16 protein-coding genes, 5 tRNA genes and 1 pseudogene are annotated in these 24,402 nt (G+C 44.0%); 15 read left to right on the forward strand and 7 right to left on the reverse strand.

Features of this window, described 5'->3' with window-relative positions:
• Positions 1 to 122: 122 nt before the first annotated feature.
• Positions 123 to 476, reverse strand: coding sequence for a hypothetical protein (locus tag Q9R21_RS01780; RefSeq protein WP_004646383.1), 354 nt, complete (start codon positions 474 to 476; stop codon positions 123 to 125).
• A gap of 247 nt (positions 477 to 723) precedes the next feature.
• On the opposite strand from Q9R21_RS01780, the gene argG reads away from it, so the two are divergent.
• Positions 724 to 2,064 carry an argininosuccinate synthase gene (gene argG / locus Q9R21_RS01785; protein WP_004279561.1) on the forward strand — a complete coding sequence of 447 codons (1,341 nt, stop codon included), beginning with the start codon at positions 724 to 726 and terminating at the stop codon, positions 2,062 to 2,064.
• A gap of 66 nt (positions 2,065 to 2,130) precedes the next feature.
• Here argG and Q9R21_RS01790 read toward each other — a convergent pair whose 3' ends face one another.
• Positions 2,131 to 3,411, reverse strand: coding sequence for a GGDEF domain-containing protein (locus Q9R21_RS01790; protein ID WP_311203598.1), 1,281 nt, complete (start codon positions 3,409 to 3,411; stop codon positions 2,131 to 2,133).
• A gap of 152 nt (positions 3,412 to 3,563) precedes the next feature.
• On the opposite strand from Q9R21_RS01790, the gene pyrC reads away from it, so the two are divergent.
• From pyrC to Q9R21_RS01855, 13 genes and pseudogenes are all read left to right on the forward strand, one after another.
• The gene (gene pyrC / locus Q9R21_RS01795; RefSeq protein ID WP_005246868.1) at positions 3,564 to 4,598 is read left to right on the forward strand and encodes a dihydroorotase; all 1,035 of its coding nucleotides are present in this window, start codon (positions 3,564 to 3,566) and stop codon (positions 4,596 to 4,598) included.
• Positions 4,583 to 5,242 carry a ribonuclease T gene (rnt, locus tag Q9R21_RS01800; protein WP_004279557.1) on the forward strand — a complete coding sequence of 220 codons (660 nt, stop codon included), beginning with the start codon at positions 4,583 to 4,585 and terminating at the stop codon, positions 5,240 to 5,242. The genes pyrC and rnt overlap by 16 nt, the downstream gene beginning before the upstream one ends.
• 20 nt (positions 5,243 to 5,262) lie before the next feature.
• A tRNA-Glu gene (locus Q9R21_RS01805) sits at positions 5,263 to 5,338 on the forward strand.
• A gap of 163 nt (positions 5,339 to 5,501) precedes the next feature.
• Positions 5,502 to 8,027, forward strand: a complete 2,526-nt coding sequence (locus Q9R21_RS01810; protein WP_311203599.1) for a TonB-dependent receptor plug domain-containing protein — start codon at positions 5,502 to 5,504, stop codon at positions 8,025 to 8,027.
• A gap of 81 nt (positions 8,028 to 8,108) precedes the next feature.
• Entirely contained in the window at positions 8,109 to 8,267 is a 159-nt protein-coding gene (locus Q9R21_RS01815) for a hypothetical protein (RefSeq protein WP_004646377.1), read from the forward strand.
• 177 nt (positions 8,268 to 8,444) lie between these two features.
• Positions 8,445 to 8,520: transfer RNA gene (locus Q9R21_RS01820), tRNA-Glu, on the forward strand.
• A gap of 114 nt (positions 8,521 to 8,634) precedes the next feature.
• Positions 8,635 to 10,047 carry an amino acid permease gene (locus Q9R21_RS01825; protein WP_311203600.1) on the forward strand — a complete coding sequence of 471 codons (1,413 nt, stop codon included), beginning with the start codon at positions 8,635 to 8,637 and terminating at the stop codon, positions 10,045 to 10,047.
• A gap of 82 nt (positions 10,048 to 10,129) precedes the next feature.
• A pseudogene (locus Q9R21_RS01830) lies at positions 10,130 to 10,740 on the forward strand (alpha/beta hydrolase); the annotation flags it as partial.
• 272 nt (positions 10,741 to 11,012) lie between these two features.
• Positions 11,013 to 11,924, forward strand: a complete 912-nt coding sequence (locus tag Q9R21_RS01835; RefSeq protein WP_180180389.1) for an alpha/beta fold hydrolase — start codon at positions 11,013 to 11,015, stop codon at positions 11,922 to 11,924.
• 131 nt (positions 11,925 to 12,055) lie between these two features.
• Positions 12,056 to 12,131: transfer RNA gene (locus Q9R21_RS01840), tRNA-Glu, on the forward strand.
• Positions 12,132 to 12,155: 24 nt separating this feature from the next.
• Positions 12,156 to 12,231 (forward strand) — tRNA-Glu (locus Q9R21_RS01845).
• Positions 12,232 to 12,277: 46 nt separating this feature from the next.
• Positions 12,278 to 12,353: transfer RNA gene (locus Q9R21_RS01850), tRNA-Glu, on the forward strand.
• A gap of 308 nt (positions 12,354 to 12,661) precedes the next feature.
• Positions 12,662 to 14,083 (forward strand): iron-containing redox enzyme family protein, encoded by a 1,422-nt coding sequence (locus Q9R21_RS01855; protein ID WP_311203601.1) that lies wholly within the window; start codon positions 12,662 to 12,664, stop codon positions 14,081 to 14,083.
• Between the two features lie 64 nt (positions 14,084 to 14,147).
• Here Q9R21_RS01855 and Q9R21_RS01860 read toward each other — a convergent pair whose 3' ends face one another.
• The 5 genes from Q9R21_RS01860 to Q9R21_RS01880 all read right to left on the reverse strand — a co-directional run bounded on the left by Q9R21_RS01860 (position 14,148) and on the right by Q9R21_RS01880 (position 22,748).
• Entirely contained in the window at positions 14,148 to 15,392 is a 1,245-nt protein-coding gene (locus Q9R21_RS01860) for an NADH:flavin oxidoreductase/NADH oxidase family protein (RefSeq protein WP_311203602.1), read from the reverse strand.
• Between the two features lie 129 nt (positions 15,393 to 15,521).
• Complete coding sequence (locus tag Q9R21_RS01865) at positions 15,522 to 16,532, reverse strand: ABC transporter permease (RefSeq protein WP_253138857.1); 1,011 nt, start codon at positions 16,530 to 16,532, stop codon at positions 15,522 to 15,524.
• Positions 16,532 to 17,578: a microcin C ABC transporter permease YejB gene (gene yejB / locus Q9R21_RS01870; protein ID WP_311203603.1), complete on the reverse strand. Its 1,047-nt coding sequence runs from the start codon at positions 17,576 to 17,578 to the stop codon at positions 16,532 to 16,534. The genes Q9R21_RS01865 and yejB overlap by 1 nt, the downstream gene beginning before the upstream one ends.
• Before the next feature lie 24 nt (positions 17,579 to 17,602).
• Positions 17,603 to 19,444: an extracellular solute-binding protein gene (locus Q9R21_RS01875; RefSeq protein WP_311203604.1), complete on the reverse strand. Its 1,842-nt coding sequence runs from the start codon at positions 19,442 to 19,444 to the stop codon at positions 17,603 to 17,605.
• Positions 19,445 to 19,454: 10 nt separating this feature from the next.
• Entirely contained in the window at positions 19,455 to 22,748 is a 3,294-nt protein-coding gene (locus Q9R21_RS01880) for a LysM peptidoglycan-binding domain-containing protein (protein WP_311203605.1), read from the reverse strand.
• A gap of 207 nt (positions 22,749 to 22,955) precedes the next feature.
• Between Q9R21_RS01880 and dnaQ the strand changes: the two genes are divergently transcribed.
• The gene (gene dnaQ / locus Q9R21_RS01885) at positions 22,956 to 24,341 is read left to right on the forward strand and encodes a DNA polymerase III subunit epsilon (RefSeq protein WP_311203606.1); all 1,386 of its coding nucleotides are present in this window, start codon (positions 22,956 to 22,958) and stop codon (positions 24,339 to 24,341) included.
• Positions 24,342 to 24,402: the final 61 nt, after the last annotated feature.

The raw sequence follows: 24,402 nt of genomic DNA on the forward strand, positions 1-24,402 counted from the left end.
ATTTGGCTGAGCAAGTCATTCCCTTACTTTAACTGATTTTCAGCGGCTTTTTATGACCCGGAGTTCAGCATTTTCAGGCACAAATATCAATCTTCGAAACAGTTCTTTCTATACATGACGAATTAGTTCTGCCATTGTCGTGCGCTGGATTTCCATAATGCAATCACGCCCAATACTGTACCAATTGGAAAACTCAGCAACATCAGAATAGCCATTATTCTGGATAAAGTACGTCCTGAACCATTGCCCTGCTTCACCTTTATACTGGCCTGGATATTAAAAAACATCAACAAGCCTAAAAGCAGCAGCACCACACCTAAACTCAGCATGGAAATACTGGATTGCTGATATTCAAGATATAAAAACAGCACTGTACTAAAACCAATCAGGCCGGCATAAATCCCATGCAACAGTGCCAGTGTTTCATTCTTGGTTTTAGGATTTAAATTAGGTAAAGGTGGGATATGAGTCGCCATGCTTTTATTCCTGTTTTATCTGGTTTTTAAATTATTCGGCTGAATATAACCAATTTTTTACTTTTTCAGCAGGATTCTGGTTAAAATCGTGCGATTTATGATTATTTAAGCCTATTGAATAGAGATTTTAAAACGAGTTTTTCTTTTCTAAAGCAAACCTAAATAAATTAATGATACAATTGATGCAATATGTATTTTTTCAGGCCACCAATTCTGGCGTGCCTATTTCATATCATTAGGATGAACAATGTCTGATAATGCAACTATCTTGCAGAATGTCCCAGTAGGTAAAAAAGTTGGTATTGCCTTCTCTGGTGGTCTAGATACTTCTGCTGCTCTTTTGTGGATGAAACAAAAAGGCGCTGAACCTTATGCTTACACAGCTAACTTGGGTCAGCCAGACGAAGACGATTACGATGCGATTCCAAAAAAAGCTGAAGCTTATGGCGCAGTAAAAGCACGTTTAATCGACTGCCGTTTACAGCTTGCATTAGAAGGTATTGCTGCAATTCAATGTGGCGCGTTCCATATTTCTACAGGTGGTATGCCTTATTTCAACACGACGCCATTGGGTCGTGCAGTAACTGGCACCATGCTGGTAACTGCCATGAAAGAAGATGATGTTAACATCTGGGGTGACGGTTCGACTTATAAAGGCAACGACATTGAACGTTTCTACCGTTATGGTTTATTGACCAATCCTGCGCTTAAAATCTACAAGCCTTGGTTAGACCAAACTTTCATTGACGAGCTGGGCGGACGTGCAGAAATGTCACAGTTCCTGATCGACAATGGTTTTGACTATAAAATGTCAAAAGAAAAAGCTTATTCAACTGACTCAAACATGCTGGGTGCGACGCATGAAGCTAAAGATCTTGAATACCTGAATGCAGGCATCAAAATCGTTGAGCCAATCATGGGCGTTGCGTTCTGGAAAGATGACGTAGAAGTAAAAGCTGAAGAAGTATCGATTACTTTTGAAGAAGGCTTCCCGGTTGCTATCAACGGTCAACGCATTGAAGATCCAGTTGAATTTATTCTTGAAGCGAACCGCATCGGTGGCCGTCACGGTCTAGGTATGTCGGATCAAATCGAAAACCGTATCATCGAAGCGAAATCTCGCGGTATCTATGAAGCTCCGGGTATGGCGCTGCTTCACATCGCTTATGAGCGTCTGGTAACGGGTATTCATAACGAAGATACGATTGAACAATACCGTATTAACGGTCTACGTTTAGGTCGTTTGCTTTACCAAGGTCGCTGGTTCGATTCTCAAGCGCTTATGCTGCGTGAAACTGCACAGCGTTGGGTTGCTAAAGCAGTTACCGGTACTGTAACGATCGAATTGCGTCGTGGTAATGACTACACCATTATGAATACTGAATCTCCGAACCTCACTTATGAAGCTGAGCGTTTGACTATGGAGAAAGGTGATTCTATGTTCTCGCCGATGGATCGTATCGGACAGTTGACCATGCGTAACCTGGATATCACGGATACTCGTGCAAAACTGGGTATCTACACAGAGACAGGTTTGCTTGCAGTTGGTTCAGCGTCTGCCGTGCCACAATTGAAAGACAAAAACTAAGTTTGGTTTTCAGTCAAAAAAACCGCTCTTGATGAGCGGTTTTTTATTGCTAATTCTTATTGATCTTCAAAGCACTGAACCTTTGGCAGTATCTGAATTGACGGAACGCAGTGATTGATAATAAATCTGATTTCGTCCCAGCTGCTTAGCACGATAGAGCGCCTGATCCGCAATCCCCAATAAGGCGTCTTTATCAATATCATCTTCACCACGATAAACGGTAATGCCTAAACTGATGGTGATATGTTTCGCAACCAAGGATTTTTCATGTGGAATTTCCAGACGATCAATCGCCTTAAAAATATTTGAAGCCACCGCATAAGCACCATGTGCATCCGTTTCTGGCAAGAGCACCACAAACTCCTCCCCGCCATAACGCGCGACAAAGTCCATATGTCGGATCGCATTCTTGATGGTTTTGGCAATAGTCGAAATGACATCATCACCTTTCTGATGCCCATAAAAATCGTTGTAATTTTTAAAGAAATCTACATCGATAAACAGAATTGCCAATGCCGTTTCTTCACGATGTGCACGTTCGAAATGGACTTGCAGCGTCTCATCAAAAGTCCGTCGATTGGAAATCTTGGTCAGCTCATCGTACTGACTCAAATGTAATAATTCGTTGGTATGGATACGCTGGATCTGCTCACTGATTCTGGCGCGAATGCTATAGAGAAATATCACACGCTCACGGGCAAAAATCATATGGCTAATCACATAACCCAGCAAGCAACTTCCAATTAAAATCCGGCCAAAAACCATAGGATTAAATTCAACTGACAGACCGAACAATACAATAATGGTGGTTGCGGCGGCGAGCAGTCCGGTGACCAGCATCTGAATCGGCTTAATACCGGTCAGAACATAACCCAGGATATATACGATCGTGACTATCGCCATGGATTGATGCTGCAAGGCATCAGTTTTAATCGACATGGTGATACATGAAATTGACACCTGTACCCAGAATACCAACAGCATCGAAGCCTGAGGAAAAAAGCGCTTGATCTTGGGTAAGCACGAGAACATATAAAAGATAATTAGCGACACGCCGCCATTGAGCAAGCCCAACATACACAGGACAAAATCATGTACGAAATATTCTTTGCTGATGCTCCAGTAATCTGTGGGAATCATCACCACCAAAAAAAGGAAATAGGCTAGTACTCCAGCCCACACATATTTTTCGACATGTTTGCGGGCGCGTTCCAGATTTTTGGTCCAGAATTCTTGTTCCAGATTTTGAGGGAAGACCGGGCCTACACGCTGGCTTTGCCGTGTAATCAGTTGTTCTATGTCTTCTTTATCATCTTGCAATTTCGCTAGATTGTACTTGTATTCCATTGCCAAGTATTTATGTAATTTTTTTATTAATTTTAAAATAACATACTTTTTAAAATTAATTTATACATATCCCTTATTTTGTAGCGCTTTCTCGTTACCATTTTTACTATAGATGGATTATCATTTGTTTTATTTGTTCGACTGAATTTGCCTTGAATACGATTACGATTCTCCAGCCAGATGATTGGCACGTTCACCTGCGTGATGGTTTAGCACTTCAACGTACCGTTCCCGATTTAGCCAAGCAGTTTTCTCGCGCCATTTGCATGCCAAATCTGGTGCCACCCGTTAAAACTGTCGAAGAAGCCAATGCCTACCGTGAACGTATCATGGCACATGTGCCTGAAGGGGTAAATTTCGACCCGCGTATGGTGCTGTATTTCACTGACAACACCCCGGCAAGCGAAGTTAAAAAGATCAAAGAATCTGCGCATGTCAATGCCATCAAGCTCTATCCTGCGGGTGCGACCACCAACTCCGATAGTGGTGTGAGCGATATGAGCAAAGTCTACGGCGTAATTGAACAGCTTGAAGAACACCAAGTGCCTTTATTGCTACATGGTGAAGTGACGCATAATCATGTCGATATTTTTGACCGTGAAAAGCGTTTCCTGGATGAAGTGCTGGCTCCCTTACTCAGACAATTTCCCAAGCTGAAACTGGTGCTCGAACACATCACCACCAGCGAAGCAGCAAACTTTGTACTTGAGCAAGACCGTAATGTCGCTGCAACCATTACGCCGCAACATTTATTGTTTAACCGGAATGACATGCTGGTTGGTGGGATCAAGCCGCATTTCTACTGCTTGCCGATTTTAAAACGTCAAACGCATCAGCAAACTTTGCTGGAAGTCGCAACCAGCGGTAATCCTAAATTCTTCTTGGGAACAGATAGCGCGCCGCATTCAAAAAATGCAAAAGAAAATGCGTGTGGCTGTGCAGGATGTTATAGTGCGCCGACTGCCATTGAGCTGTATGCTCAGGCATTTGATCAGGTGGGTAAAATTGAACGCCTGGAAGGTTTTGCCAGCCATTTTGGTGCAGACTTCTATGGCCTGCCACGTAATACCAGCACAATTACCCTGGTTAAAGAAGATCAAGTAATCCCTGAAAGTTTAGACTATCTGGATGGTGAACAGATTATCCCACTGTATGCTGGTAAAACCATTCAATGGAGAAAAGTGTGACAAATGAAACGCTCCCAATCATTGGTCAACGTTTTCGTGGATTCTTACCTGTAGTTGTCGATGTCGAGACTGCAGGTTTTAATGCGCAGACTGATGCATTGCTGGAAATTGCGGCCATTCCGATTGTTTATAATGAGGAGGGTCAATTTGTGCCGGGTCAAGCTTACCATGCACATATCAATCCTTTCGAAGGGGCAAACCTCGACCGACGTTCGCTGGAGTTTATTGGGATCGATCCTTCTAATCCAATGCGAATCGCCATGGCCGAAGATGAGAAAACTGCACTCAAGCGCATTTTTAAATCGGTGAATGAAGTGCGTCGCCAGCAAAATTGTACCCATGCAGTTTTAGTCGGACACAATGCACATTTCGATTTAGGTTTTCTTCAGGCCGCGATTGCCCGTACCGGGACCAAAAACCAGAACCCGTTTCATAGTTTTTCTGTCTTCGATACAGTGACTTTAAGTGCGGTGATGTTTGGTCAGACTGTACTGGCGAAGTCCTGTATCCAAGCTGGAATCGAGTTTGATGGTAAAGAAGCCCATTCTGCATTATATGATACGCAGAAGACCGCTGAACTGTTTTGCTATATTTTAAACAAACTCGCACCTCACCTGCTTGACACTCTGGTGGCGGATCAATAAGATACCGCCATCTTCTAAACGTCCCTATCGTCTAGAGGCCTAGGACATCGCCCTTTCACGGCGGTAACCGGGGTTCGAATCCCCGTAGGGACGCCATCTATTTTTTCTCTTCTTTATATTTCTTTGATCAGCATCTTAAATTGCTCAAGCCTTACACTTTCATCAATTAATTAATAAAAATAATTCTCATTACTATAGATTGCTTGCCTCAAGTTAATGATAATCACTTACATTATCTTTCGCAGATTTAACCCTTCTCATGCGTTTTGCTTATTCCCCACTTTCTATTGCGGTTCTAACAGCTTTATCAACATCTAGTTTTGCAGAAGAATCAAATTATCAAGAGCCTGTCCTCAATGAAGCAACGGTTAAGTTCAACACGATTATTATCGAAGCTCAGCAAGCAAATGAAGTTGGAAAAACAGTTTATTCAAAAGAAGATTTAGAAAGGACGCCAAATAGCTCAAAGAACATTACCGATTTTTTAAAATTAAATCCAAATGTTCAATTTAGTCAGTCACAACTTGCAGCAGGTTCTCAAGGTGAAATTAAACCTGCCGAAATCTCTATTAATGGCGCACAAACCTTCCAAAACAATTTTATTGTGAATGGTGTTTCCAACAACCTACTTATTAATCCAGCAAATTCAAACACAAATACATTTCAAGATATCGGAACTGGCGCACAAGCTATGGCAGTGAACACTAACCTACTTTGTGAGCTTGAAGTATTAGATAGCAACGTGTCTGCCGCTTATGGTCAATTCACAGGTGGTGTTGTAAATGCTAAAACATGTGCACCGCAAACAGAGATAGGGAAAATTCACAGTTCTATCAATTACGATTACACTGAAAGCGATTGGGCTCGCTACAACTCAATTTCACCTTTAGAAGAAAGTAAATTTGAAGAGCCCACAGATGAATACCAAAAGGAATATACCAAACAAGGTCTAAGCACCAATATTTATGGGAAGCTCTCGAATGATTGGGGCTTTAATGCTTATGCCTCTCAACGAGAGTCTATCATCCCAGTCAAAAGTGGCTTTGAAACACCTAAAACAATTGATCAAGAACGACATATCTCAAATCTTGGTGCAACATTATTTTATACACCAAACGCCTCAACCAAAGCGAAGTTTGGTTTGGATTATGGATTGCTGGACAGTTTGAGCTATGTGGACAGCAATCGTGATTCGGGAAGTACCACTGAAACCGAAACACTTACATTATTCTCTGAACTCGAACACCAATTCAATCTAGGTACTCTCGTACATAAACTTAATTTCCAAAACTCAGCGACACAACGTATTGCTGACAATAACTACAGTATGCATTGGTACTATGCCGAAGGAAGTAAAGATTGGAATAATACCGATGTTGTTCGAGAAGGCGCCATCATGGGAGAAATCAAACAACTCCAAGACGTTCTCTCTTACGACCTACAAGCCAATATAGACCCATTTAAAGTTGGTCAATCCCGACACAACATGACTCTAGGTGCAGGTTACAGCCATGCTCATGTTGCGTGGAAACGAGTCGAGGATGTTTTACTCGCGACAAAGACCCATTTAAAAGAACTTGGCAAAGATACTACCTGCCTTCAAAGTGACCCATATTGTGATGAGAAACTAACAATAAATGGTTGGAATGGACAATATATCGCTGGTGGCACTCTGTACAAAGCTGGTGATATTCAAGCCCAGCAAGATCGCCTAAATATATTTATTGAAGACAATATTCAATGGAATGATCAAATTTCAACACGCCTTGGTGTTCGTGCTGATTATGACTCTTTGAGTAGTAATATCAATATTTCCCCTCGCAGTCGTCTCTCTTACAAACCCTTTAGTAATGATCAATTGCATTTATCCGCTGGGTGGAATCGCTACTATGGTCAGCAAACGTTAGGTACAGAACTGAATGAAATTCAAAATGATTTGCTCTACAAACTGTCACGTGAAAACCCACATGCGACTTGGGTAGAAACACAAACTGCACTATCCAGCGGTGCGCGTAGTTCAGCGCTCAATCCCCCTTTCAGTGACGAGACTGTTTTAGGCCTGAATACACAAATCCAGAATTGGGATCTAGGGCTAAAATGGGTCAATCGTAAATATCAGGATGAAATATCAAAAACTAAAGTTACTCCTTTAGATGGATCAAAATTCTTCTACGAATATAATAATGAGGGAAGTGGCAAAGCTGACATCTACACCTTAACACTTAGAAATCGTCAACCGATCGCTCTGGGGGATAGCCAACATTTATTTGCCTTGGGATTTGACTACAGTGAAGTCTTCCGCAGTTATGTAGATTACACTTCAGCCTATGATCAAGCCACTCAAGATGAATGGGTCTCTTATGATGGTCAAATTATTCGTTGGTCAGACCGCCCTGCCCCAAACTTTAACCAACCATGGACCGCACGAGTAAACTGGGATATTGCATTCGATACACTGCCTGTACGTATTTCAAACTTCTTTAGCTATAAAGACAGTTACGATGATATGGTTGCTGTCTCCGATAAAAATGACAAAGTCGAGTATGAAGGTGAACTGCTTGACACCTATTTAGTCTCTGAAATTAAACCAAAATTTACATGGGATATACGCACCACCTATGATTGGGAAATTTCAAAAGATTTAAGGGCAATTTTTGGTTTAATCATTAACAACGTCACCAACCGCGTGAATACCTATACAACAGGCTCGACCTCAAATGATAGACCATGTGTAATGACTGAAATCGGCCGCCAATTTATTGCAGATGTTACTTTTAAATTCTAGAGCCTGAATAGGTACATGCTGCTGCTCTTTTTAATTTGCTTAGGCTATAATTAATGCGATTTCATATTTTGCCTTTGTATCATGTTAAAAAAGATCTTACTGGTTTTACTGATTTTAGCCCCGTCCGCGCTATATCTCTATATCGTCAACCGTGATGATGACAACACTGCGGAGACTGAGACAGTGTCAACCCCAGCTGAAAACTCTCAGCCTGAGCAATATCAAACTCCAGATCACTAAGTTTTAGTGATCTTTTCAAATATTTATTTTTTATAGTCTTGAAATCTGTTCAGAAAATAACATTTTAATAAAATAAAGTTTTTGTTTTGCCTAATGTTTAAACTGTTAAATGAATTTTAGCAAAAACCCTTTTGACAAAACCCGGCTTAGTCCTTAATATACGCATCACCTCGCAACGTCCCTATCGTCTAGAGGCCTAGGACATCGCCCTTTCACGGCGGTAACCGGGGTTCGAATCCCCGTAGGGACGCCATCTATTGATCTCATACGATCAGACCTTATTCGAAATTACCATTATTCGATTGCAGATTTGTAGTTTTTCACTACAATAGCTCGCTTCATTCCTTTGAAGTATTTCTTATTTCCTATGCACTCATCTCCGAATGATGCTACGCATCAGGGCAATTCTGCGCCTTTAAAACGCGCTATGAGTACTCGACATCTGGTCATGATTTCGCTTGGTGGCGCAATCGGAACAGGCCTATTCTTAGGGTCGGGTGAAGTCATTGCACAAACGGGGCCTGTAGGTGCCATTCTCGCTTATCTCCTGGGCGGTATTATCGCGTACATGGTGATGCTATGTTTGGGCGAACTTGCCGTTCATATGCCAGAATCTGGTTCATTTGGCGCTTATGCCAAACGTTATATTGGACCAGGCACAGGCTATACCATCACCTGGTTATACTGGCTGACATGGTCGGTCACTCTCGGAACTGAATTTACTGCAGCGGCCTTGCTGATGCAGGAATGGTTCCCGGACATTTCCATGTGGTTATGGACCATTATCTTTGGTGTATTCGTATTTAGTCTAAATATGATTTCTACCCGCTGGTTTGCCGAATCCGAATTCTGGCTGGCACTGGTAAAAGTGGTCACGGTTGTTGCTTTTATTCTTTTAGGTCTATTGGCCATCTTTGGTGTTCTGGGCTATCAAGGCTATGAAGCTGCACCTTTATTTACCAATCTGACTGCACAAGGCTGGTTCCCTGAAGGTCTATTCCCGATTTTTGCTACGATGCTGATCGTGAACTTTGCCTTCTCTGGTACCGAGCTGATTGGTGTGGCTGCCGGTGAAACTGAAGATCCTGCGAAAAATGTCCCTAAAGCGATTAATACGGCAATTTTCCGCTTATTAATTTTCTTTGTAGGTACCATTATCGTGGTAACAGCCTTACTTCCGCATCAGGAAGCGGGCTTAGCCGCTGAAGGCGTGAGTAGCAGTCCGTTCGTAACCGTATTCCAGCACATTGGTATTCCATATGCCGAAGACATCATCCGCTTTGTCATTATCACTGCGTTGTTGTCTGCTGCCAACTCGGGTCTATTTGCTGCTTCACGTATGATGTGGTCATTGTCATACAGCAAACAGTTGCCTGCCGTATTCTCAAGACTAAATGCTCGCGGTGTACCGTATATTGCAGTCATGGTGACCATGCTGGGTGCATTACCAGGTTTATTGTCTGAACAGTTTGCGCCAGAGACGATCTTTACCAACTTGCTGGGCGTTGCGGCGTTTACCATGGTGGTGGTCTGGATGAGTATCTGCTTAAGCCAGTTCAACTTCCGTCGTCAGTGGTATAAACAGGGTCATACGGCCAAAGAACTGGGCTTTGCTGCACCATTGTTCCCGATTGTGCCAATCCTGGGCTTTGTGTTCTGTTTTATTACCTGTATCAGTATGGTCTTTGATCCATCAATGCGTATCAGCTTCGTAGGCTGTCTGTTATTTATTGCAGCGTGTTATGTAAGTTATTATGCCTTTTATCACAACAAGTCTTAATCATCAGTTTTAAAAGAGCGGCTCCGGCCGCTCTTTTTTTATCTATACTATAACCATAGTGGGCAGCCTTAAGGGTGCGTCGATGAAAATTGTGTTTATTCACGGCATGAACAAGCAACAGTATACGGCTACTTCATTACGTCAACATTGGCTGCATCTCTTCAAAACAGGCCTTCGGAAAAACCCACAACAGCAAGCCCGGTTTACTTATTTAAAACGGCATATCCGTATCCCTTTTTATGGCGATTTACTTTCTCGGCATCATTTTCATAACGTCTTGAATGCCACCACCCTGATGCCGCAACAGTGGCCGCATTTCCCTTTTTTACATCCCGCACAGCTGCAACCGGCATCGCCACCAGACCAGTGTACCTATCAAATTTGTGACGTCCCGCAGTCGAATATTGATGATGTCCTGAATTTCAATCAAAAACTGAAATTCATTACAGCATTAAGCAAAGATATTGCCTTGCGGGATTTTGCGGTACTCATCAATTATTTTCCCAGCTTACATGCCAGCTTTTTGCATAAGTTTTGCTGGAAACTTATCTTTATTTGGCCAATCCGGATTTTATGCAGGAAGTTCACCGCCGCATTCATGATCAACTCTATAGCAGCAGGCCACAGATTCTGGTGGCACATTCGCTTGGCAGCGTGATTGCCTATAATTATTTGATTCAGCATCCAGACGTCATTAAAGCGCTACTGGAATTGCTATAAGACTCACGTCAAACTCTAAATTCAACTTTTACCGTTCCATTCATATTCTTCTTCTATTCAGTAAAATCTTTCATCCAGACCTACCAATTTACTGCTTTTTCTGCCTTTTTTATAAATATACGGATGTCTGTTAATGATTGTTTTATCAAAGATAATTTACACATTAACGCCACAAAAAGTGCAGCTTGGCTTGCCGCAATTTTCTCTATACTGTGAATATATAGATCGACCTCCGTGAGGTATCGATGAAAGTTATTTTTATTCATGGAATGAACCAGCAACATCACAGTGCTGCATCGATTCGCCAGCGCTGGCTGCATATACTTCAAAAAGGCATTCGCAAACACCGTCATGATGCCAGATTCAGTTATTTACGACGTCACATTCACATTCCATTTTATGGAGACTTGCTTTCACACTATAACGTTCGCAACATCCTGAATGCTGGAACCTTGATGCCCCAGCAATGGCCCAGCTTTCGTTTCCGTCAACCTGTCCATCCTCAGCTTCCTGCACCCGTTCCACGTCCTGGCTGGCGCAAGCCCGTGATTTCAGATCTTCCTCAGCTTCATCTGAATGAGCCGATGGATTTCAAACAGAAATTCAAATTTATTACTACGCTAAGCAAAAATGTTGCACTGCGAGACTTTGTATTATTGCTGAATTATTTTCCCAGTCTGCATCGGAGCCTGCTTCAGAAATTTCTGATTGAAACCTATCTGTATCTCGACAATCCTGCTTTCATGAAGGAAGTTCATGAGCGGATTGCCCGGCAATTGAATGGTCGCAAACCTTGTATTGTGATTGCTCATTCTCTGGGCAGTGTGATTGCCTATAATTATCTTATTCAGCATCCTGAACTGAACGTACAGCGTTTTATTACTTTAGGATCGCCATTAGCCTTTCAGGTGATCCAGTCACATTTACCGCAACCCATTGTACGACCTGCAGCAATTACAGGCGACTGGATAAATTTTTATTCAACTGATGATTTTCTTACCGCCTTTCCTCTTACACAACCGCCATTTCAGTTTCAACCCGCAATTATTAACCACGGCATTCGTACCCATATTCACCGCCCGCATGATATTACCGGCTATTTACTCCATCCGCAGGTAGTAGAAGCAATTCTGGAATTGCTTAAAAATCCAGCTTAAACCATGTAATTTTCCAGTATTTTCTCTAGATTGTTTTAAATTTATGCACTCAACCCAGAAAATCATTTTTTTTATGGAAATGCGTTTGACACCCCCCTGTTTTCACCCTATTATACGCCCACCTCTGAAACGTCCCTATCGTCTAGAGGCCTAGGACATCGCCCTTTCACGGCGGTAACCGGGGTTCGAATCCCCGTAGGGACGCCAATTTTCAGAAGTACATTTTATTAAGTCCCTATCGTCTAGAGGCCTAGGACATCGCCCTTTCACGGCGGTAACCGGGGTTCGAATCCCCGTAGGGACGCCATTACTTCAAGCTAAAAGTAGCGGTTTTAAAATTTATCTTCTGTACTGTCCCTATCGTCTAGAGGCCTAGGACATCGCCCTTTCACGGCGGTAACCGGGGTTCGAATCCCCGTAGGGACGCCATATTCGAGATGGCAACATCTCAACAAAAAGCCCGAGCATTGCGACTCGGGCTTTTTTTTATCTTGCAAATTTTATTTCTGAAAACTTTAAACCTTGTTTTTATCATTCGTTCAAATCTAGCTCTCTTTCTGGGGGCTGCCATCCCATTCTTAATTTTACAATTTGTATTGTTTTAACATTTCTATGCATAGAAATATCCGTTCATTTTCATTTAAAGCAATACACCAATAAATTAGAACAAAAATTCAACACCCTGCTTTTAGAGGGCACGTTAAGGTAAATCAAGAGAAATCTGCAAGGATCAGATTATGTTCGTCAGCACAGAGCTAAGTTTACCTTTATCGCCAAATAAAAATCATAATTATCAAATTAAAAGCTTTAAGGATTGGGTCGACTTTTTTCAAGATACTGAAATTTCGACATATACCAAAACTGAAAAAGCTGAATCTTATTTGAGCGATCTGATTAAAAATTTAAATATTGATACTCTCGGATGGTTAGATCAGCCCCCACAGGTTGAACAGCATCTTTTAGAACAACATCATCAAATCTGTGCCACTTTCCAGGCCTATGTCAATCGCCGTAAACAGCAGCAGCCTCGGGAATATTTTCCAACGGTTTCTCATGCTTTCGAATTCCTGGCGAAAGTTGCACCGGTCAAACTGGTCGATGGTGCCTGGTTATATTCGACCGTGCCAAACTGTAATCAGCCCGAGCTAAAAGATTTGATTTACATCTATCTCGAAGAGCTTGGTTTAGGGCATCCGCGTGCCAATCATGTCACCATGTATCAGGACCTGTTGAGTCATTATGAGCTGAACAGTTACGCCGAGCATTTGGATGACAGTTACTACGAACAGGCTGTCGTACAGCTAGCACTAGCTTATGCCCCAGCCAAATATTTACCTTTGGTCATTGGCTTTAATCTCGGCTATGAACAGTTACCGCTACATCTGTTAATCACCAATTATGAACTGGCTGAACTGGGTATCGATCCGCATTATTTCAATGTGCACATTACTATTGATAATGTTCACAATGGTCATGCGCAGAAATCCCTGCAAGCGTTTATCCAGCATTTTAATCAAGCTGAAGATCCACAAATTTATCTTGAACTGATTAAAAAAGGCTATGTTCTGAATGACATCGGCAAAAGTTCCTCCCAGATCATTAAGGAACTGGATATTGGGCAGATGGCTTTAAAAGTTTTCCAGAATAAAGCGCTGATTGGTCAATATATTCATAATCAGAAATGCCAGTTTAGTGGCAAGACCATCAATGACTGGTTATCCGATCCTGCCCAGATTGCCGAGTTTTTGCAGGTCATGATTGACAAAGGCTGGATCGTAAAAGATGCACCAGTGGAGCAAAGCCGTTTCTGGAAAATGATAGATCATCCGGAGGGTAAAATGTTTGGGGTCTTTAATGCGACCGAAAAACAGATTATTAAAGACTGGATTCAGGGCGCAGGCTTGGCAACTCGCCTGTCCTCACGTAGTGCAACCCCATCACAGGCAAAAATTGAACCTGCAATGAGCCGTATGGACCAGCAGCGCTTGAATCAGTTAAAAAGTCGCTTCATGCGCTGTGAAGGTGCGGAACAGAAAATTGATTTACTGATTCCTTATACTGCACCGCATATGCATCATACTGAAATTGGTTTATGGGCGACTCGTCAGTTAAGCCAGTTATTATTTCCTTTTCAGACCCAGGCGATGCATTATTCCTAAAGCACCCCTAAGTGCCAGAAATTAAAAAACCGGACATTTGCAGTGTCCGGTTTTTTAATAAAGATTAAGCCGATTTTCGCGAGTTTAATTGTCCCTTGATCACCGCTTTGACATTGCCTTTCAGATACTGCAAAAAGACTTTTAGTGGTGACAGTTTCGGATTAGGCTGCTTGCCTTTGGCAATTTCCTTAAACTGCGCGGCATACCAGATGATTTCCATAATCGCCATCTTGTCGACCATTGGAATACCGGTTTTAATTTTCTCAACCGCATAACGTACATCATGCCCTGCAACCAGACGATTGCCCAAGTCAGGTTCTACCGCAAAGGGACGTGCAATCCCGACAAAATCACAAGCACCACTGTCAAGCGCGGCATTCATGCCTTCAACAGTTCGGAATCCACCAGTGACCATGATATGGCACTTCACTTCCTGACGGATTTTTTCGGCAAAATCGAGGAAATAGGCTTCACGAGCAATGGTCGAGGCCTTGCGCTTGTCTGCTTTCACGCCGGCCATCGCAGGTGCTTCATAGCTACCACCTGACACTTCAATGATATCAATGCCTGCCGCGTCCATCGCTTTAAAGACATAGATGACATCTTCTTCGCTAATACCGCCGCGCTGGAAATCAGCTGAATTCAGCTTAACCGAAATAATAAAATTTTCCGAAGTCGCAGCACGAACAGCCTGATAGGTTTGCAGCAAGAAACGGGTACGATTCTCAATACTACCACCCCATTGATCCTGACGCTTATTGGTCAGCGGTGACAGAAACTGGCTAATCAGATAACCATGTGCCCCATGCAACTGCACCCCCTCAAATCCTGCTTTTTCACAGATGGCAGCCGAAGTGGCAAAGCGCTGAATAATATCCAGGATTTCATCTTCGCGCAGTTCCCGTGGGGTTCCAAAGCTCATGGCCAAAGCCGGACTAAAGGATACTGCCGAAGGTGCAACCGTTTCTTTATTCAGACCTTTAGGACACTGGCGGCCCGGATGCGACAACTGGACCAATTGTACCATGCCATGCTGTTTGCCTACGTCGGCCCAGACTTTAAGCTGCGCCAGATCGCGTTCTGTTTCTACCACTACGACGCCCGGTTCATTCTTGGCACGATAATCCACCATGACATTACCCGTAATAGCACAACCCAAGCCACCTTCGGCCCATGCTTCATACAACTTGAAATGCGCCTGATTGGGTTGGCCGGCATCATTGGCCAGTGCTTCACTCATGGCACCTTTGATGATGCGATTTTTGAAAGTGGTATTGCGAATTTGAATGGAATCGGCCAATTGAGTCATGATCTGTCCTGATACGTTACTTTTATTTTGTACTCGTTTATAACGTAAGCCAGAACAATTGACAATCAGTCTTGTCAAATTTACACAATTTTATCTGCTTATTTTTTCATGGTTAAAGATTTTTGTGATTTAGTTTCTTGGATCAAAAGCATCCCGTACCGCTTCTCCCATATAGATCAGCAAACTCAGTACAATGGCCAAACTAAAGAATCCCGACAATGCCAGCCACGGTGCATTTAAGTTGTTTTTGGCCTGAAGCAAGAGTTCCCCGAGGGATGCCGACTCGGGTGGCAAACCATACCCTAAAAAATCCAGCGCTGTCAGTGCAGTAATATTGGCAGTTAGCATAAAAGGTAACTGTGACAGGCTAGAACCTATCACATTGGGGAGAATATGTTTGAACATGATCCGTCCATCCCCGGCCCCAATACTTCTTGCTGCCCAGACGTATTCCAGATTTCTGGCGCGCAAAAACTCAGCGCGCACCATACTCACCAGTGTGGTCCAGCCAAATAACAGCATGATCAGAAATAGCCAGTAAATACTCGGGGTAAACAGACTGACCAGTACCATCACCATAAACAGCATCGGTAAACCGCTCCAGACTTCGAGTATGCGTTGCCCGATCAGGTCAATCCATCCACCATAATAACCCTGAATTGCCCCTGCTAAAATTCCCAGCACCGCAGACAATAAAGTCAGAGCAAAACCAAACAGTAATGAAATCCTTAAACCATATAGAATCCGTGCCAGAACATCACGGCCCTGATCATCTGTTCCCAGCCAGTTTTGCGCACTCGGGGGCGATGGCACCGGTTCAGCCAGTTCAAAATTTGGCGTTTGATAGGAAAACGGAATGATGGGCCAGATCGCCCAGCCTTTTTCTGCAATCAGTTGCTGTACGGCAGGATCTTTATATTCTGCTTCTGTCTCAAATACCCCACCAAAAGTGGTTTCCGGATAGGATTTCAGGATGGGCAGATAAAAAGCATGATCATATTTCACCAGCAAGGGTTTATCGTTAGCAATCAGTTCTGCACCCAAGGAAATGATGAAAATAGCACTGAAAATAATGAAGCAGCTAAAGCCCAGCTTATGCTGCTTAAAACGTTGCCAGCGTACTTGCATCAAGGAAGACATTATTGTGATCCTCGACGTGAACTGAAATGAATTCTTGGATCAATCAGTTGATAGAGCAAATCGCTGAGTAAACGCAGTATCAGACCGAGCAAGGTGAAAATAAACAAAGTACCAAAAATCACCGGATAGTCACGCTGGATAATCGCCTCAAAACCTAAGACGCCTAACCCATCCTGATTAAAGATAATCTCGATGAACAGGTTGCCCACGAAAAACACCCCGATCAGAACTTCGGGCAAACCTGCGATAAGCACTAAAATGGCATTCCGGAATACATGCCGATACAGCACTGCATGTTCAGTTAAACCTTTGGCCCGCGCAGCCAGGACATATTGTTTGCTCAGCTCTTCCACAAAAGAAAATTTGACCAGATAGGTCAAACTGGCAAATCCGCCAAGCACCATGGCCAACAGCGGCAAGGCCATATGCCAGAAATAATCCTGAATTTTCGCAAAGAATGAGAGTTCAGCAAAATTTTCAGAGCGAATTCCCTGCAAGGGAAACCAGTGCAGATAAGACCCACCAGCAAAAAATATGATGAGTAAAATGGCAAAAATAAAGGCTGGAATGGCATAGCCTACTGCCAACACTAGAGAGGTAGTCTGATCAAACAGACTGCCATGTTTTCGGGCTTTTCTAATCCCTAAAGGAATGGAGACCAGATAAATCAGCAAGGTACTCCACAGGCCTAAAGAAAGCGATACTGGCAATTTTTCCCAGATGAGTTCAGTCACAGGTTTGTCTTTGAAAAAACTCTGCCCCAGATCAAACTGCGCATAACGCGTTAGCATTTCCCAAAATCGAATATGCAGCGGCTGGTCAAAGCCGTACTGGATATTAATCTGCTCAAGCATCTCCGGTGTGAGGCCTTGCTTTCCCTGATACTGCAATCCGGTATGCGCCAAACCATTGACCTGTTGCGCCTGATAAATCGCCTGCTCCACCGGACCACCGGGTGCCAGCTGGATCACCATGAAATTGATCAGCAAAATGATCAGCAAGGTTGGAATCATCAGCAACAGACGTTTGAGAATATAAGTGCTCATGGCACTCCCTGATAGGCTTGGAGCTTAATGCTGCTTGAAATAATCAGCCACATGTCTGGCCTTTTCTGCATCGACCCACCAGTAATCAATCCCGGCGGAGAGTTTAGGTTTTCGTTGCGGCTGCTGATACATATTCCAGTAAGCATACCAGTATTCACCCGTACCATAAGTCAGAATATGATAATAGCCTGCACGCAGTAAACGGTCTAATGCTCGGGTACTATTCACCAGCTGTTCACGGTTTTGAGCCTGAGTCACCTGCTGAATGACTCCATCAATGGCCGGATTTCGAATGCCGGCATAATTATAATTACCTGACTGCGCTGCGGCCTGACTGCCCCAGAACTGTTTCTGCTCCTGCCCCGGTGTCAGGGATTGCGGCATGGTATCAACAATCATATCAAACTGATAATTCCGCAGCCGTTCATAATATTGCGCGGTTTCTACCATACGAATGCTGGCCTGAATGCCCAAGCGTTTTAAATGACGCAGATATGGCATCAGATCACGCTGTTGCTCCGCCTGATGCAACAGGAACTCAATTTGTACCGGTTGACCCGAAGCATTAATCAACTTCCCCTGTTGATAACGATAGCCTGCCTTTAATAGCAATTGACGGGCTTTTAACAGATTGTTCCGGTTAAAACCGGAGGCATCTGACTGAGGATATTTCCAGTCCTGCAATACAGCCTGACGTTGAACCGGATCAAGCTGCTTTAAATGGGGTTTTAAAATATGCAGTTCTTGAACACTTTGCCGTCCATGAGATGCCAGCTCGCTATTGGAAAAAAAGCTGTTCAGGCGCTGATATTCACCATAGAACATGGCTTTATTCAGCCATTCAAAGTCATAGGCAAAACTCAAGGCTTGGCGGAAACGGATATCGGCAAAAGGCTGACGGCGGGTATTGAATATCAGACTCTGGGTCGGAATCGGGTTGTGATGCTGAAAGCGGTAACGCTGCACCTGTCCTTGCCGAACGGCGGGAAACTGGTAGTCTTTCACCCAACGGTTGACCTGTTTTTCCTCATGCAAGGTAAATTGGCCCGACTTGAAAGCTTCGAACTTGATTTCAGGGCTACGATAATAACGATACTTGATCCGGTCAAAATTATAACGCCCGCGGTTGACCATCAAGTCTTTACCCCAATATCGGGGGTTGCGTTTGTAGCTAATACTACGTCCAGCATCTATGTGTTCAATGACATAGGGCCCTGAACCCAGCATCGGTTTCAGCGTCAATTCTTTAAAATTACGCTTTTGCCATTCCTGTTTAGAATAAATGGGCATCTGTGCGACAATCATCGCCATTTCCGGATTATGTCCGGATTTAAAATGCATTTTGACCTGTAAAGGTGACAGGACTTCCAGCCGGTTTAAATCAGCTAGATACATTTGCAGGCCAAAATTGGACTGGGTCTGAAACAACTCAAAACTGTATTTGACATCTTGTGCAGTCACCGGCTGGCCATTGCTAAACCGTGCTTTGGGATTTAAATGAAAAATAATAAAGGCAGTTTTCTTGGGGTCAAAACTGACTTTTTCCGCCAGCAAAGGATAGTACACACCGGGCTCATCCAGTGACTTGGACAGCAAACTGTCAAAAATATAGTTGCCCCCCTCAGTGACATTGCCCTTGCCATTCATGCTGTTCAAATTATCGAAACTGCCATCAGCTGCCAGAATCAGCGTACCGCCTTTCGGTGCTTGCGGATTGGCATAAGGCAGGGATTTGGCCTGGGCATATTTCGGCTGGCTATGTAGTGCAATATATGAGGTGGTGATCAGGGCTGCCCAACTGCTACTTACGAGCAGCGGGGCTAGCCAGATCAACCTGAAAGTTTTAAATAAATGCGCGAATCTCATGATCCATTCATTAATTCGGCACTTTAATCACATCACCAATACGCAATTGTGTATTTGGTTTGAGATCATTCATTTCCGCCAGTTCATTGCTGTTCAGACCATAACGTGAAGCCAGACCGATTAAGGTATCACCGCGTTTGACCTTATAATCCCTCACCAGTTTTGGAATCTGAATGGTTTGACTGACACGCAATCCTGCGCGTGGGCTCAGATTATTTAACTGAGCCAGGTCGGTCACGCTTATGCCTAAACGGCTGGCAATTGCATTCAAGGATTCACCTGATTTTACCGTATAGGATTCAGTTGCCTTAGAAGCTACAGGCTTAGCTGCCACTTTCACGTCTTCAACTTTTTTATCTGCCGGAAAGTCACCATCAATTTTTAAACGCTGACCAATACGCACTGTGCTATTGCTATTCAGGCCGTTTAAATCTGCCAGATATTTCAGTTGTAAATGATACTGACGTGCAATAGAGCTTAAGGTTTCGCCTGATTTCACCACATGTGAATCCGATTTTGCATTCTTCGTCGCAGTTTCAGCAACCACTTCACGTACCGGTTCTGCGACTTCACCACTCAGTTTCAGACGCTGTCCCACACGCAAGCCGGCATTACGTGACATGCCATTCAGGCTCGCCACCTGGTCCATTGACAGATTGTATTTTGCGGCAATGCCGGTCAGCGTATCACCCGCTTGAACCGTATAGGTTTCAGGGATCTGACTGACGGCAGGAATCTTGATGGTCTGACCTATACGTAAACCACTATTGGCAGACAACCCATTCAATACAGCCAGTTCAGAAACACTCAGCTTGCTTTGACTGGCAATGCTATACAGGGTTTCACCGCGTTTGACCTGATAGTTTTCAGTCGCAGTCTGATCGACTTTGACATTTTCAAACTTCTGCTCAGTTTTCTGGCTAGATGCCGTTAGCCCTTCAACTTCCTGAAGTGGTACATTGATTTTCTGTCCCACCATCAGACTGCTACCGGCAGTCAGACCTGAAGTCAAGGATGCCAGTTCAGCATTTGAAAGCCCATAACGATCGGCAATCAGTTTCAGATACTCACCACGTTTCACTGTATAGGATTTGGTCTGAACCTTGACAGTTTCAGCTTTTTTCGTGTCTTCAACTTTGGCTTTGGACTGCCCTGTATCTTTCAATGACAGCTTTTGCCCAACAAACAGACCGCTATTACTATTCAGTCCATTAAAATCAGCCAGTTGTTTCACGCTAAAACCAAACTGGGTCGCTACGCTAGTCAGAGAGTCATTGGCCTGAACGACATAAGTTTCCGGCTTTTCTTTGGCTTTGCTGGCTTCCTGTACCGGTTTGGCATCATACAGATAAATGGTGGTGCCCACATACAGCGGAGAATTTGGATCAATCTGGTTCCATTTCGCTACATCACGCCAGTTCACGCCATTTTTGGCCGCAATCATTGCCAGATTATCACCTGGTAATACCTTATAGGTACTGCGTTTGCCTTTTGGAGCGACCACCACCACTTCAGAATCCGTCTTGACGTAATTTTTGCCCTGATTTAGCTGGGCTTCAACCGAGTTCGCAGTGGTATTGTCAGCAACTTCTTTTGGATAAGAGAAGCCTTTGGTCAGCTCCTTACCTTGCTGCTCAGCCACAGACAGGCTGGTTTGAATGGCAGTCAGCTTGATTTTGCCATCATAAGGATCAACAATTTCTGTGCCAGCCGGCGCCAATGCTTTCAGCTCTTCAACCACTTGGGCCTGTTCTGCCGGTGTTGCGACAGGCTGCAGAATTTCATCTACAGTTTTCTGAATATCCTGTGCGATGACCGCCTGCTCAACTTGCTGACGCTCAGCTGCCGAAATCGGTGGTTCGACCTGAATCTGTTTCGCTGGCGCTGCAGGTGTTACAGCTACCGGAATACGCGGCGCACTTGGAATCGGCAAATCACTTTGTGCCGCAAAACTGGCCAAGGCAGATGAGCCTTTAGGCGTCGAAATCTTTTTCGTAGTCTGCGTTACAGTATTTGCCGTTGTCGCGGTACTTACCGCTGCTGTGACGACAGGCGGCGTACTTGCAGCTTTAGCCGGAGTCGTCGTTTTGGCAACAGTCGTTGCAGGCTGATTACTAACAACCGCTGGCGGAGTCTGTTTAGAAGGTGTAATCGTTTTGGTATTTAATTCTGGCGGTGCAGCTCTGGTGGGCACCACTGTCGTCGTATTTCGCGGCAAGCTGTTCGTGTTACTCGCCCATAAACCACCTGAACCGGATAATTTTTTCAGCTTTTCATCGACTGAAGGACTTAAATCAGCTGGAATCAGAATACGGCGCGGACTTGCAGGATCAATATGATCACCACGATGACCCGGGTTTAATTGATACAGTTCTGCACGGCTTAGACCAGTGATGGCTGCAATTTCATTTAAACTGGCAATGCCCACTGGCACTTCACGGAAATGCGGACGGTTGGCAATCGGTGGCAAGCTCACCCCATAGCTGCCGGGATTTTTAATAATTTGTGCAACCGCCAAGAAACGTGGCACGTAACTCATGGTTTCTTGTGGTAGTTTCAATGACCAATAATCGGTAGGCAGACCTGCAGCTTTGTTACGGTTAATCGCCTGCTGAATACGTCCTGGGCCTGCATTATAAGAAGCAAGCGCCAATTCCCAGGAACCAAACTGGTTATACAGACTGCCCAAAAACTCATAGGCTGCACGGGTGGATTCCACCACATCACGACGACCATCGTATAAAGAAGTCTGCTTTAGACCATAAATGCGGCCGGTACTTGGAATAAACTGCCATAAACCTGCTGCCGCCGCACTACTGGTCGCTGCCGGGTCATAAGAACTTTCAATAATCGGTAACAGTGCCAACTCGGTCGGCATGCCACGGCGTTCTGCTTCTTTTACTGTGTAATATAAATAACGTGATGCACGCGCACTTAAGCGATCCAGATAAGGCTGACGTGAAATAAACCAGCCACGCTGCGCATCAATCCGCGGATTCCAGACACTTAGGTCCATCTTGAAACCTACGGTCATGCGTTTCCAGACATCACCATGTTTCAGAATCTGTAAACGGTCGCCTTCGACTGCACGCATATCCGTTGCAGAGAGTAAATCTTCGAGTCCATCCAGACTGCTGGCATCCAGATATTGTGATCCAACCTGCTTGCTTGATGCTGTTTGGGTCGCACTTTGTGTAGATGAACAGCCCGTCAGTCCTAGAGAAGCAAGCGCAGTTCCCAGTACAGAATATTTTAAAAATGTAGGTAATGTCGGCTGCCACAAAATTGCGGTTGGTTTATACATAAAGAAATCCAAACAACTCGTATATAAATTTATTTTTTAGATATGCCATTGTAGTGAAGCATGTCGAAGACTCAAGCCAATAATTTACCGCGATTTCACGTTAAATGTTACAAGAAATTAAAAAATCCTGGACATATAGATTGATCGACTGCATTTGCGCTATACAATAAGCCTTCCAGCTTGTTCTATTTTGATCGGATTTAATCTATGTCACACACTATCACACTTTATGTTGATGGCGCCTGTCGCGGCAACCCGGGTTTAGGCGGTTGGGGTGCGTACATTGTTAATGGCCAACAAGAACACAAAATTTATGGCGGTGAAGATCATACTACTAATAACCGTATGGAACTGACGGCTGCCATTGAAGGGATTTTGTTTTGTGACAAACAGGATAAACTGGTGATCTATACCGATTCCAAGTACGTCAAACAAGGCATTACCGAATGGATTCATGGCTGGAAAAAGAAAAACTGGAAAGACGTCAAAAATCCGGATCTGTGGCAAAAACTCGATGAAGTCTGTCAGGGACGCGAGATTGAATGGCACTGGGTCAAAGGTCATGCTGGACATCCGGGCAATGAAATGGCCGATCAGCTGGCCAATCTGGGTGCTGATGAAACCCTGAAAAAATCCAAGCAAAGCCCTTCAATGTCTGAAGATAAAAAAAAATCTGAACCCGACTGGTTGCTAGACGATCCTTTCGGTCTTGATCTGGCCGAGAGCGAAGAAGAACTGGAAGATCTGCCGGAAGAAATCATCGAAGTGACTGTTGAAGAAATTACCCAGACTGAAGTTTTAGCAACGGACAGCAATAAAGATGCTTCATCTTTAGAAGCATCTACCTCGACTGAGCTACATCCGCAAATTGTCATTACACCAGCAAAGCTACAGCTGCATGGCCCACGACAACTGATTCTGGATACTGAAACTACCGGTTTTTATTATCAGGATGGTGACCGGATTATTGAAGTCGGCGCGCTGGAAATGATTAACCGTAAACTGACCGGCAGCTCGATTCATATTTATATCAATCCGAAAACACCGGTCGGTGATTCTGTCAATGTCCACGGGATCACCGATGAATTCCTGCAAGACAAACCGCTGTTTGAAGAAATTTCTCAAGTGCTGTTTGACTATTTACACGACGCGGAAATTATTGCGCATAACGCGACCTTCGATATGAACTTCCTGGATATGGAATTCAAACGCGCAGGTTTTAAAGCGCTCTCCGAGGTCTGTGACGTCACCGATACCCTGGCACTGGCCAAGTCCAAGCATCCAGGGCAGAAAAACTCGCTGGATGCCTTAGTGCGCCGTTACGAGATTCCACAACGCGACCGTACCTTCCACGGTGCCTTGCTCGATGCGGAAATCCTGTCCGATGTTTATCTGGCCATGACCGGTGGACAGGTGTCTTTTGATATCGATGCCCTGTCTCAGTCTGAAGACCAGAACAGCCGCTCAGGGATGGCCAGAGTTGAAATTGAATTGCCGGTGATTCTTCCGTCAGAACAGGAATTACAGGAACATGAGAATTGGGTCAAACAATTCGAAGAAAAACATAGAACTGCTTGCCTTTTCGCGAAATAAAATCTACATTTCCGGGGATACTTTAGGTTTAAAACTATCGTTCTTCAGTTATAGTAAATAC

This window comes from Acinetobacter sp. RG5 (genome assembly GCF_031844265.1).
Taxonomy (GTDB): Bacteria; Pseudomonadota; Gammaproteobacteria; order Pseudomonadales; family Moraxellaceae; genus Acinetobacter.